This is a genomic window from uncultured Campylobacter sp. (assembly GCF_938030145.1).
GTDB lineage: Bacteria > Campylobacterota > Campylobacteria > Campylobacterales > Campylobacteraceae > Campylobacter_B.
Genome location: NZ_CALHGM010000031.1, coordinates 1 through 12012 on the forward strand (window position 1 = coordinate 1; position 12012 = coordinate 12012).

Sequence of the window (12012 nt, forward strand, 5' to 3'; positions counted from 1 at the left end):
AAGCCGTATGTACGCCAAAATTTATCAGCACGGACATAAACTACGACGAGAGCGAGTTTGCCTTCGGCGATTTTGCGAGCTCGCCATATAAATCCTTCATAAACATAATGATCGGCTGCGACAAAAAGTGCTCCTACTGCATCGTGCCGCAGACTAGAGGCGATGAAATTTCGATCCCCGCTCAAATCATCTTGCGCGAAGCCGAAAGATCCGCCGCTCGCGGCGCCAAAGAGATATTTTTGCTCGGCCAAAACGTCAATAATTACGGCAAGCGCTTTTCTAGCGCGCACGAAAAAATCGACTTCAGCGACCTACTCGTGCGGCTTGGCGAGATAGAGGGTATCGAGCGTATCCGCTTTACCAGCCCGCATCCGCTGCATATGGACGATAAATTTTTGGACGTTTTTTGCAATAATCCTAAAATTTGCAAATCGATGCATATGCCGCTGCAAAGCGGCTCTAGCAAGGTTTTGCGCGATATGAAGCGCGGATATACCAAGCAGTGGTATTTAGACCGCGCGCTTAAGCTGCGCCAAAGCTGCCCGGGCGTGGCGATTAGCACCGACATCATCGTGGGCTATCCGAGCGAGAGCGAGGAGGATTTTGCCGAGACGATGGAGGTGTTAGAAGCGGTGAGATTCGAGCAGGTTTTTTCGTTTAAATTTAGCCCACGACCGCTCACGCCGGCAGCAAGCTTAAAGCCGCTGGATGATGAAATTTCAAGCGAAAGGCTAAGCAGGCTACAAAGCGCTCACACTAAAATTTTAGACGAGATCGCAGGAGCGCAAAAAGATAAAATTTTCGACGTGTATTTCGAGGAGCTGCGAGAGGGCGGCACTGCGTGCGGTAGAAGCTTTTCAAATTTTTTAATCTGCGCGCAAGGCAGCGAGGAGCTGCTAGGCAAAACGCGCAGAGTACGTATCGAAAAGACCGCCAGAATGGCGCTTTATGGACAAGTTATCGCTTAAAAAGCGGCTGTTTTTCCGCGTAGCCGAATATCTCATTTTTATCCTGATTTGGTGTATTTTTTTAACGTGCAGGGTTAAATTTACCCCCACGAAGTTGCCCGAAAAGCCCTGCGTCATCGTATTTTGGCATGGAAGATTAGCGATGATGAGCTTTGCATATAGGCGCTGGTGGTTGCGGGATTTCGGCAAGAGGCGCGCCAAGGTCATCATCTCGGATCACAAAGACGGCGAGATAATCACGCGCGTGATCTCGCATTTTGGCATCGGCGCGATCCGCGGTAGTAGCTTTAAGGGCGGCGCGCGCGCACTTATGGGTGCGATCAAAGAGATAAAAAGCGGCACCGACATTATCATCACTCCCGATGGTCCGCGCGGTCCGCTTCACAGCGTCGCCGACGGTGCCGTGATCCTTGCGCAGCGGCTAAACTTAGACATTTACGCACTAAATTACGAAGTGAGCAGCTTTTGGAAATTTCGTAGCTGGGATGAGATGGTGTTGCCAAAGCCGTTTTCGCGCATAAATTATAGCCTCAGCGCGCCGCTAAGCTTAACCGGGCTTGACCTCGATGCGGGCAAAGAGGCGATCAGGCAACTGCTTTTTGCAAGCGCCGAGAAGGACGCTAAATTTTAGTTTGAAATAATAGTGTTTCGGTATAATTGCAGTTTTAGGAGAAAAAATGGCACTATTTAAAGCAAAATCATTCCTTGGCGTCGCTAAAAGTGCCGACGCATGCGAGTTTTTTTATAGAAAATTGGGCTTTGGTAAAAGAATTTTGGATGAGAAATCCGATCGCTTTCCTATAGTGCAAGAAAACGATCTGGCTACTTCGCTGGCAGGCTTTGCAGATCTGAGTGATAAAAATTTAATCTCTTGTGTGTTGATAGACGACGAAAATCAAAGGGTGCATTTTAACGAAGATTATATGATTAAAGAAAATAGCATTTATCAAAAAGTCGATGATAGCTTCATCGTGGAATTTCCTCGCGCAAGTGCACAGGCGGCGGATGAGACTTTTGGAATAGAATTTAGCTCGCACGCCAGTTTATTTAAAATTTTATACTTCTTGCTAAAAAATCAAAGCGATTTTGAAAACATGGCGATGTTCGCACTGAAATTTAATAACCGCGCATGTTTCGTCGTCGCCAACCAAGAGCGCGTGCTCTACGCCGACATAATGCGTATCGACGAGGAGATGCAGGCAGCGATGAGCGACGCGGACGAGCTATTTTACGAGCTTTTAAATTTTCAGATCGAGACCTTCTACAAATCCGAAAATAGCGAGTTTCTCACTAATGTTTTCATCTACTCAGACGGCACACTTAGCAACGAGATCGGCTACGTAATTTTTACGCGTATCTTCATCAAAACAAATCTGATAAATCTAAATTTCGCCGATTACATCAACAAAATCGCGATGCTGGAAGCCCGCTAGATCAAATTTTTCGCTCCGTACCTAGGCAGAATTTTAAAATTTTATCTTTGCAATATTGCGCTTGCTTGATACGATTTAGTTGCCTGTTTGCGCCGCATTTTATTAAATTTTATCTCGCGTTACATAATGAAATTTTGACTAGATAAAATCATCCGTATTTAAACGACTTGCTTTTAAATTTAAGCTTATTTGCCGCAAAGGGCCCATCTTGCGCCGTAAATTCTATTTTTTCACGAATCACGATTAATTTTGCGTAAAAAATTTTCTATCAAAGCCCGCCTTTGCTCCACATCGTCGTTCTCGCTAATGCCCTCTAGCTCACTTGCGTGATGAGCCTTGGGCGGGATATCTTTCAGATACGACCACACCTCGTCCTCGCTTAAAATTTTGCCGTGCAGATCAAAGCCCACGTTTAGCGCCCTGCCCGAAACTTCAGCCATATCTGCGTGCAGGTGACCGTAGAGCATCAGCGCGCCATAATGGCAGTTTGCCCACTCGATCATAGGGTAGTGAGACAGAGCCGCTCTTTTATGCGATAGGCGCACAAAGGCATAGCCCACGATCTGCTCAAACATAAAATTGCCGTCCGCCTTGCGTCCGCTTAGCAGTTCGTTTTTCATCGCAGCGATCCGTCCATCGTGGTTGCCAAGCACCAAAAAATGCCGCCCGTTTAGCCTGCCAAGTAACTCGCAAGTGTGCGCAAAATCCTTGTGAAAGGACACGTCGCCGAGATCATAGACGAGATCCTCGGGCGTAACGAGCGCATTCCAAGCGGCGATGAGATTTTCATCCATCTCGGCTACGTTCGCGCCTTTTCTAAAATTCGGGTATTTTTTCAGCACCAGCTCGTGGCCGAAGTGTAGATCGGAGGTAAAATAAACGCTCATAAAAGCTCCTCAAATAGCGCAAGATCCGCTCCCGCGGCAAATAAAAATCCACGGTTTATCGGCGGGATTTTTAAGGTGCGGCACGCTTCTTTAAATTTCTTGTCCATCGTCGCTTTGATATATGGCGTTACGAGAATAAAATTTTCGCCCGCACCCACGGCTACCTTGCCGCCTAGCACGCAGTCGGCGCCATTTTCTAGGCAGCGAGCGCATTCGTTTCGCTGCGCCGAGCTTAGCACGAGCCCTAGCCGCTTGCAGGTAAGACCCACGCCGCGAAGCTCGCTTGTGCCTCGTTTTACAAGATAAATTTTAGGTGCGGGGTTAGAAATTTCGGGAGTTAAATTTAACGCATCGACCGCCAAAAACTCAAAGCTTTTTTTCACGCCGCTAAAGTATTCGTTTAAAAACGGCTCGCTAAATTTTGCGCGAATAAAGCCGCGCTTAAACCGGTCCGTCAAATTTGTCTCGTCGGTGAAGTATTTTAGATTTCGCTCACGCAAAAACCGCTCCAGCTCGCACTTTCGCACTCCTAGAAGCGGACGAGCGATCACGTAGTCCTCGCGGGTTTCGAGCTCCTGCATGCCTAGCAGCTCGCTAAGCCCCGCGCCGCGCCCAAGCTGCATCAAAAACCACTCGAATTTATCGTCAAACTGATGCGCCAAGATCAAATTTTCATAGACCCGCTCGCGGCAAATCTCGGCGAAAAACTCGTATCTGGCCGCGCGCGCCTCGTGCTCGAAATTTGACGCGCCCAGACGCACGCTTTTTGCGTAGATTTGTTTGTTAAATTTGGCCGCCAAGTTCCGCGCTGAATCGACTTCGTCCTTGCTCTGCGAGCGGACGTTATAGTCCACGATCGCAAGGTCAAATTTCACGCCAGCCTCGTCCAGAAGGTAAAAAAGCGCCGTGCTATCGACGCCGTGCGAAAATGCAAGCAGATTTTTGCCAGCCCGCAGCAAGGCTAGAATTTTGCTTGGAATTTCGGGCGAGTTTTTCATTGTCCTTGCGAGCTTTTTAGCACTCGCGCAAGCAGTCTATCGCCCGCAAATTCCGTGATTTCGCACTCGTATAGACCGCCTGCTTTTAGATTTTGCACGTAGCTTTCGTTGATTAAAATTTCGCCGTCGATGTCCTTGTCCCATGTAAGAGGCTTGGCGCCGTAAAAAAACTCGCCCTCACTGCTGGCACCTTCGATTATTAGGGGTATCTTTTTGCCTACGAGCGTGCGCATGCTGCTATCTATCGCCTCGCGCGTGATTTTCTCGATCTTATTTAGGCGGCGGCTAATTGTCCGTGCGGGGATTTGCGACATCGCAAAGCTCGCCGTATCCTCCTCCTTGCTGTAAGCAAAAGCTGAAATTCTATCAAATTTAAACTCCTGCAAAAATGCGCAAAGCTCGTCAAATTCTACGTCTGTTTCGCCTGGGTGTCCGACGATGACGCCCGTGCGCAGAAATGAATTAGGCGCTGCACGCATTAAGCTTAAAAGCTCTTTGATCCGCGCCGCGCTCGCGCCGCGCTTCATCAGGCTTAGCATTTTGTCGTTTATATGCTGAATCGGCATGTCGAAGTAATTTGCGAAAACGGGTGAGCCCACGATCGTGCGGATGAGTCGCTCGTCGGTGCTGGTGGGGTAGAGATACAGCACGCGCGCGACCTTGACGCCCTTTATTTTTTCGATGCGTTTTATCAGCGCGACTAGGTTGGCGCCCCACTCATCAGCTATTTCATCGCTCGCGTTCTCCTCGCTAGAGCTCTTGCCGCGGGTGAGCCTGCCTTGAGCGGAAATTTTATCTGCCGCGCCGCCGCTTGAGCCATCGGAATTCTGCCCGTCGCGAAAGCTTGCAAAATTTAACTCGCCTTCGGAGCCTTTAAAATTTGATCCGCCGTTTTTGCCGCGCCTTAGATCGCGGCCGTAGCTGCTGGAATCCTGCGCGATAAAGCTGAAATCGTAAAATCCGCGCGCCACCAAGCCGCGCACCTCCGCTTCGATATCCTCGATGCTGCGGCTTTTTAGGCGGCCTTTGAAGCTCGGAATGGCGCAGAAAGAGCATTTTTGATTACAGCCCTCTGAAATTTTAACGTAAGCATGGTAGTTTGAGCCTGTTATCACGCGCGAAGAGGTAAGCGCGGGGCTTTGCAGATAGGTTTGCGGGCTGAATAAATTCTGCTTTTTTAAAATCATCTCATCGATTTTATCGTAGTCGCCAACGCCGCTAAAAATATCGACCTCGGGCAACTCGCGCATGAGCTCGTCCTTGTAGCGCTGCATCAGACAGCCCGTGACGACCAGCAGCGCGCCGCTTTTTTTCTGCTCACTAAGCTTCAAAATCGTGCGGATACTCTCCTGCTTGGCGCTTGCGATGAAGCCGCAGGTATTTACGATCATCACGTCCGCACTCGCAGGTTCATCCGTGAGCTCGTAGTTTTGCAGGCGCCCGAGCATGATCTCGGAGTCGACTAAATTCTTATTGCAGCCTAGAGAAACGAGATGGAGTTTTGCCATTTTACAGCCAGATATTATCGATCAGACGGGTTGTGCCGACCTTTGCGGCAAGCAGGATTATCGTATCGCCTTGCTTAATCTGCGAAATTTCATTAAATTTATAATCCACGAACGCTATGTAATCGACTGCCAGCGGCTCAAGCACGCTAAGCATCTTTTCGCGGATTATATTTAGGCTGATCTCGCCTTTTTTAATAAGCGAGCTGGCATTTAGCAAGGATCGTGAAAGCTTAAGCGCCATAAGCTTTCCCTCCTCGTCCAAATAGGCATTGCGCGAGCTAAGCGCGAGTCCATCGCTTTCGCGCACGATCTCACAAGGGATGATACTTATAGGCATAAAAAAGCTCTTTACCATCTTCTGTACGATGAAAAGCTGCTGGGTGTCCTTTTTACCCATATAAACGTTGCTAGGACGAGTTAGATTAAAAAGCTTATTTAGCACTTTAAGTACGCCGTCGAAGTGCCCGGGGCGCGTTTTACCTTCTAAAATTTCACTTATCGGCTTAGGCGCTATGATCGCTGGCTCCTCTGTGCTGTAAATTTCATCCGCGATCGGGATAAAAAGCGCGTTCACATCGAGGCTTTCGCAAATTTTAATATCGCCCGCTTCGTTTTTTGGGTAGCTATTTAGATCCTCGCCGGGCAAAAACTGCGCCGGATTGAGGAATGCGGAGACGATTACGATGTCGTTTTCGTTCCGTGCTCTTTTTATGAGACTCGCATGCCCCGCGTGCAAAGCTCCCATCGTAGGTACGAAGCCCACGCTGCCGCTTGCTGATGCCCTGAAGCTTTTTAGCTCCTCTACACTTCTAATGATCTGCATTGTTCTCTCTTTTCAATATAAAATATTAGGCTGGCAATTATATCAAAAAATATTAAAGGTATAAATTAAGCGCAAAAGGGCGGTCTATTTAGCGAGCGTTAATCAATAAGTACTAAAATCTACCACGAGCTTTAGCTCTAAAATAAACTTCAAAAGGAGCGAAAATGGCTACTCAAGAGACAAATTTAGATTCTTTGAAAAAAGATATCGACTCTTTAAAAGCGGATTTTAAAGAGATTATGAAGTCTATCAAAAACATAGGCGCAGAGCGTGCGGAGTCTGCTAAAGATAAAATTCTAGATCAGCTAAATAGCAATGAGATCAAAAAATATATAGATGATCTAAGGCTCAAAGGCAAAGACGGCATAGAAAGCGTAAATGACACGATAAAACAAGACCCGATAAAAAGCGTCGCTATCGCTGCGGGCGTCGGATTTTTGCTCGCCTGGCTGCTGAAAAAATAATGGCTGGCATATCTGAATTTATAGTTTCGGTAGTAGAGCTCGTAGACGCTCAAGCTAGCGATATCAGGCGCTCTTTTTTAAAGAGCGCCAATTCGGTTTTACTAAATATAATTACGGGCGTAATTTGCATTATAGGCTTGGTATTCTTTTTGCTAGGGCTGCACGCGCTTCTTGAAAAAACTATCGGAGAAATTTGGGCGTATTTCGCCTGCTCTATCGCAGCTTTTTTATGTTCCATTATCGTGTATAAGGTACTTTCGTGCAAAGCAAAATGACAAAAGAAAAGCTAAGACTAGTGGTGTCTATGCTTGAAGACAAAAAAGCCGATTGTAAAAAGTTGAAGCTAGAAGAAGCAAAGCTAAAACTGCTACTGAACGACCCTTTGCCCGATCTCTCGACGGAGCTTAAACTAATTAATCGCGGAAATATCAAGCAGGTTTTGATATCCCTAATAGACAAATGCTTCATAATGCCCGCCTTAAATAAAATTTTATAAACAACCTTAATCCAAAATATGTTATAATCACGCCAAAAGCATAAAAAAGGTCTTAAATTTTGGATAATTACGAATACACGGAACTTTTAAAAACCCTAAATACTAAAGTCGAAAATATCGCTGGCGTCGTAAAACCGGAGAATATTAAAGCGCGCCTAAAAGAGATCGAGGAGCTTGAAAACGATCAAAATCTCTGGCAGGACGTCGCAAAAGCAGGCGCCATCGGCAAGGAAAAAACTAAAATTTCAAATATCTTAAATAAATTTCTAAACGCCAAGAATGCCGTAGACGACGCAAAAGCTCTATATGAGCTGGCAAACTCGGAAAACGACGAAGAGACGATAAACTCGCTTTTTGCCGAAGCGGACGAGCTAGAGGACAAGATCATAAATTTAGAAATTTCTATGATGCTTAGCGGCGAAAACGACGATAAAAACGCTATTGTCAGCATTCATCCGGGCGCGGGCGGTACGGAGAGCAATGACTGGGCGAGTATGTTATACCGCATGTATCTGCGCTTTTGCGAGCGAGAGGGCTTTAAGATCGAGGTTTTGGACTTTCAAGAGGGCGAGGAAGCGGGTCTTAAGGACGTTAGCTTCATCGTGCGCGGCGAGAACGCCTACGGATATCTGAAAGCCGAAAACGGTATCCATCGCCTGGTGCGCGTAAGCCCATTCGATAGTGCAGGGCGCAGACATACGAGCTTTTCGAGCGTGATGGTAAGCCCCGAGCTAAATGATGATATCGAGATAAATATCGAAGAGAAGGATATTCGTGTCGATGTGTTTCGCGCAAGCGGCGCAGGCGGGCAGCATATCAATAAAACTGAAAGCGCCGTGCGTATCACGCACATCCCAACGGGTATCGTAGTAAACTGCCAAAATGATAGAAGCCAGCACAAAAACAAAGAAACGGCGATGAAGGTGCTAAAGTCGCGCCTTTACGAGCTTGAGCTGATGAAACAGCGCGAAAAGGACGAAAACGTGCCTAAAAGCGAGATAGGCTGGGGGCATCAGATCCGTTCCTACGTACTTTTCCCGTATCAGCAGGTCAAGGACAACCGCAGCGGCGAGGCGTATAGCCAGACCGACGCGATCTTAGACGGCGATATAAAAAGCATAATCGAAGGCGTTTTGATTTCACAAGCGAACAAATAAATTTTTTTCGAAAGGATGAGAATGAGTGAAGATGGAATTTTGCTAGCGCTAGGATATAGCGTAAACGACGCGACGGTCGCACAGCTGCGAGGAATTTTATCGAAGTGCGATTTTGAGGATAACGAGCTTGATCGCATTGTAGGGCTGAATGATAAGCTTAAAATTTACGGTGCGCACGTGGCGATGTCGAATTCAAACCCGTATTTTAAGATCAAAAATGACGCTACGAATGAAGAGCGTAAGACCGCTGTGGAGCAGATCATCAGCGCTTGGTCGGAAAAATTTAAGCTCAAGCTACAAAAGGTCGCGGGCAAAGAGACCTATTACGTTTTGGGTCGCCAAATTTCAAAAAATTAAGGAGCAAAATATGAAAAAAATTCTAGCTTTGATCGCCGTCGGGGTGTTTTTGGCAGGCTGCGTTAGCAACGCGCCAAAGAGCGCAGTCGATGCGCCAAAGAGCGGCAAATATTCCTTTGCCGACATTCAAGACGGTATCCGTGCGATGAACCTACAAGGCGGCGTCGTACAAAGTGATGCGTGCAAAAACGGCAATGGCGCAATGTGCTTAAATTTCGCAGATTCTATGTATTCCAAGCACGACTATGCTTCCGCCGCCAATGCCTACAACGCTGCGTGCACGCTCTCCCAAAACTTCCCTGCTTGCCAGAAGCTCGCAGCGATGTTTGAAAAAGGCGAGGGCGTGGAGCAGAATAAATTCAACGCCATTGACCTATACCGCATCTCGTGCTATTACGGCTACAAGGATGCGTGCGCAAATATGCGCCGCTTAGGCTACAACGGCTAAGTCTTTGGGATTTAAATTTTAAAATTCTATTTTAGATTTACTCGCTACGAATTAGTTGCTTTCAAATTCCATTCCGCCGTATCACGGGATGGAATTTGTTGCATTAAAAATTCTGCATCATACATTTTGATAAAATTTTGTGTCACTTATAGCTAGAGATAAATTTTATCTACATCGTTGATATTTATATTATGTCTAGTTAAGAAATATTCTTTCAATTCAAAATATATAGAATTTCTAAATATTGGTATTAAATAATATCTGGAGCAAGCAAATAAGCCGATATATCCATAATGCGGTTTACCAACTCTTAATGCGGGTAAAAGCGAAAATCTCCTATCGCCGCTCTTTCCCAAAACAAGACAAAAGATAAATTTTACTAATATATTGCCTACAAATTGAAACAAAGCAAAGCTCAAAAACCAACGAGCAACTACAAGATCAATCGTCATGAAAACCAAGCATAGCAACACTGCCGCCATAAACATATATAGCAATCCTCTTTTTCCTTTAAAATTTCCTATAAAAAAGGACCAATCCATATTATGCTGCAAATTTTCACATTGCTCGACATACGCAATTTTATCTTTTTCGTAAAATTCTATTTGGTTGTTTTTAAGCTGTATCATCGGTCTCTCTTTTTTATAATCTATAAGTTCTGGCAATATAATAAATAGCGATAAAAATAATAGAAACAAAATCATGTATATACTGTCCTTGACGCTATAATTCGCTGCGCCGCTGGCTTTCCAATCAAAATTTACAATTATGGCAAATACGCCGCCTATAAAAAGAGAGAAAACCATTAATAGCTTTTGATATAGATATTCGTAGTTTTTAAGAATTATCGGATATTTGTCGTAGTCCCTGGCTTTGGGGCTCTGCTGCAAAGGGCCGCTGTCATTTGAGGTAAAATTTTGCTGCTCTGCGCTGTTTTTACAGGCGGAATTCTGAGCCGCTTCGGTTTCTAAATTTAAAGCGTCGGTAGCGAAATTCGGAGCTTTAGAATTCATGGATTCAGAATTTGAGACTTCAGAATTCTGAGCTTTAAAATTCGAAGCTTCAGAATTCGGGGCTTCAAAATTCGAAACTTCTAAATTCTCAATTTCAAAATTCTCAGTTTCGGAATTCTCGGCATCAAGCTCCCTGTCTAGATTTTGCTTTGCATTGCTACGCCGCTCATCCAGAAGCCTTTTTAATTCCTCAAGCCTGCTTTGATCCATTTATCGCCTTTAAATTTGATGGACGCGCCATTTTATATTCTCATCACTTAAAGCTCAGTAAAAATTTTATCGCTCATTCGCTGTCCTACAATAAGGCAAAGACTCTAGAAATTTTAAGCTATACGTAAAATCTACCATAAATCCAAAAAATTCTAATCAAGCGTATAAATTCCCTTATTTTTAAATCCGCCTTATACTCAGCTTTTTAAATTTTAAAGCAACCCTCGTGTCTTATAGTAAATTTCTCTCTTAGCAAATCACCTCTTTCTTAGATCAAGTAGCTATATAGCTCGATACCCTGTTGTAAGTTACTTTCTAGCGCTTCACGGAGCTACGCTAAATACGCATCAGGAATTTTAGATGTAGAAACAACCTGTATGGTGTGATACTACTAGGTGTAAAATATATATAAGAAATCTAAAATATAATCTTTAAAGAATTTTTATTAAATTCTATATTTCAAATTTAAGAAATTTCCGCGGAATTTTGACTAAATTTCGCATTTTATAATTTTATTATGTCATGGAATTTTCGAGGTAAAATTCCAACCAATTCCGCGGAATTTTAATTTGCGTCCGTGTCAGTCAAACTAGCTAAAAAGCTTTTTCATCGCCTTAAAAAACATTGCGGTGAGCGGATTTGATTTACCTGAGACCTTTGCGATCCAGCTCTCGTAGGTTTCGCCTTTGCTCTTTAAAAAATCCACGAGCGCCTTTTGGCTAGCCTGCATACCGCCGTTTCTTTCAGCATCCAGCAATGCCCTATAAATTGGCTCTATAGTTTCGATCGCGGATCTTGGTAGAGCCTTGCGAAATGCCGTGTATTCGGTGATCTGCCCTGTTACAGGGTCTTTTTTAGAAGTAAATTCCGTAATGACCCAATAAAAGCGCCCGTCTTTGGCTAAATTTTTAACCACGGCGGTAAAATCCTTGCCTTGTTGTATCGTATCCCACATAAGCTTAAACGCTATGCGCGGCATATCTGGATGTCGTATGATGTTATGCGGCTGCCCCAAAAGCTCAAGCTCACTATAGCCGCAAATCATACAAAAATACGGATTTGCAAACGTGATAATGCCCTTCGGATCAGTTTTGGAAACGATATAGCGCTTCTCATCGAGTTTAATTTCCTGATTAATCGGAGTCGGTCTTTGCATTTTTAATCCTTTGCTTAAAAATTTATTGCAGAGTATATAAAATTTTTCTTTTCAGAAATATTAAATTTTCGTTAAATTTTTATAAATGTTAAAT

14 protein-coding genes are annotated in these 12012 nt (G+C 44.7%); 8 read left to right on the top strand and 6 right to left on the bottom strand.

The genetic code is table 11. The features are described from left to right. The 3 genes from miaB to Q0323_RS06015 all read left to right on the top strand — a co-directional run. Positions 1 to 968: tRNA (N6-isopentenyl adenosine(37)-C2)-methylthiotransferase MiaB (miaB, locus tag Q0323_RS06005; protein ID WP_298052523.1), on the top strand; the 968-nt coding region annotated here is incomplete at its 5' end. Further along, positions 949 to 1599, top strand: a complete 651-nt coding sequence (locus Q0323_RS06010; RefSeq protein WP_298052526.1) for a lysophospholipid acyltransferase family protein — start codon at positions 949 to 951, stop codon at positions 1597 to 1599. The genes miaB and Q0323_RS06010, both read left to right, overlap by 20 nt. Before the next feature lie 46 nt (positions 1600 to 1645). Further along, on the top strand, positions 1646 to 2401 hold the full coding sequence (locus tag Q0323_RS06015; RefSeq protein ID WP_298052529.1) for a hypothetical protein: 756 nt from the start codon (positions 1646 to 1648) through the stop codon (positions 2399 to 2401). A 230-nt stretch (positions 2402 to 2631) separates the two neighbouring features. Here the strand turns inward: Q0323_RS06015 and Q0323_RS06020 are convergent, their stop codons facing one another. The 4 genes from Q0323_RS06020 to panC are packed head-to-tail and all read right to left on the bottom strand — an operon-like array spanning position 2632 to position 6617. Continuing rightward, positions 2632 to 3288, bottom strand: a complete 657-nt coding sequence (locus Q0323_RS06020; RefSeq protein ID WP_298052532.1) for a metallophosphoesterase — start codon at positions 3286 to 3288, stop codon at positions 2632 to 2634. Beyond that, positions 3285 to 4286, bottom strand: coding sequence for a tRNA lysidine(34) synthetase TilS (tilS, locus tag Q0323_RS06025; protein ID WP_298052535.1), 1002 nt, complete (start codon positions 4284 to 4286; stop codon positions 3285 to 3287). The genes Q0323_RS06020 and tilS overlap by 4 nt, the downstream gene beginning before the upstream one ends. After that, positions 4283 to 5794 carry a radical SAM protein gene (locus Q0323_RS06030; RefSeq protein ID WP_298052538.1) on the bottom strand — a complete coding sequence of 504 codons (1512 nt, stop codon included), beginning with the start codon at positions 5792 to 5794 and terminating at the stop codon, positions 4283 to 4285. Before Q0323_RS06030 ends, tilS begins: the two co-directional genes overlap by 4 nt. A 1-nt stretch (position 5795) precedes the next feature. Continuing rightward, complete coding sequence (gene panC / locus Q0323_RS06035; RefSeq protein ID WP_298052541.1) at positions 5796 to 6617, bottom strand: pantoate--beta-alanine ligase; 822 nt, start codon at positions 6615 to 6617, stop codon at positions 5796 to 5798. Positions 6618 to 6781: 164 nt separating this feature from the next. Here panC and Q0323_RS06040 point away from each other — a divergent pair, with 164 nt between their 5' ends. The 5 genes from Q0323_RS06040 to Q0323_RS06060 all read left to right on the top strand — a co-directional run bounded on the left by Q0323_RS06040 (position 6782) and on the right by Q0323_RS06060 (position 9539). Further along, the gene (locus tag Q0323_RS06040; protein WP_291935598.1) at positions 6782 to 7081 is read left to right on the top strand and encodes a DUF883 domain-containing protein; all 300 of its coding nucleotides are present in this window, start codon (positions 6782 to 6784) and stop codon (positions 7079 to 7081) included. A 259-nt stretch (positions 7082 to 7340) separates the two neighbouring features. Then, positions 7341 to 7577, top strand: a complete 237-nt coding sequence (locus Q0323_RS06045) for a hypothetical protein (protein WP_298052544.1) — start codon at positions 7341 to 7343, stop codon at positions 7575 to 7577. 59 nt (positions 7578 to 7636) lie between these two features. Continuing rightward, positions 7637 to 8734, top strand: coding sequence for a peptide chain release factor 2 (gene prfB / locus Q0323_RS06050; RefSeq protein WP_298052546.1), 1098 nt, complete (start codon positions 7637 to 7639; stop codon positions 8732 to 8734). A 21-nt stretch (positions 8735 to 8755) separates the two neighbouring features. Continuing rightward, positions 8756 to 9091, top strand: coding sequence for a type II secretion system protein (locus tag Q0323_RS06055; protein ID WP_298052548.1), 336 nt, complete (start codon positions 8756 to 8758; stop codon positions 9089 to 9091). A gap of 10 nt (positions 9092 to 9101) precedes the next feature. After that, positions 9102 to 9539 (top strand): hypothetical protein, encoded by a 438-nt coding sequence (locus tag Q0323_RS06060; RefSeq protein WP_298052550.1) that lies wholly within the window; start codon positions 9102 to 9104, stop codon positions 9537 to 9539. Positions 9540 to 9691: 152 nt separating this feature from the next. Here the strand turns inward: Q0323_RS06060 and Q0323_RS06065 are convergent, their stop codons facing one another. Both Q0323_RS06065 and Q0323_RS06070 read right to left on the bottom strand, forming a co-directional pair. Continuing rightward, the gene (locus Q0323_RS06065; RefSeq protein WP_298052552.1) at positions 9692 to 10762 is read right to left on the bottom strand and encodes a hypothetical protein; all 1071 of its coding nucleotides are present in this window, start codon (positions 10760 to 10762) and stop codon (positions 9692 to 9694) included. 589 nt (positions 10763 to 11351) lie between these two features. Beyond that, a complete protein-coding gene (locus Q0323_RS06070) occupies positions 11352 to 11918 on the bottom strand; it encodes a PAS domain-containing protein (RefSeq protein ID WP_298052555.1) in 567 nt (188 codons plus the stop codon). Between the last annotated feature and the right edge of the window lie 94 nt (positions 11919 to 12012).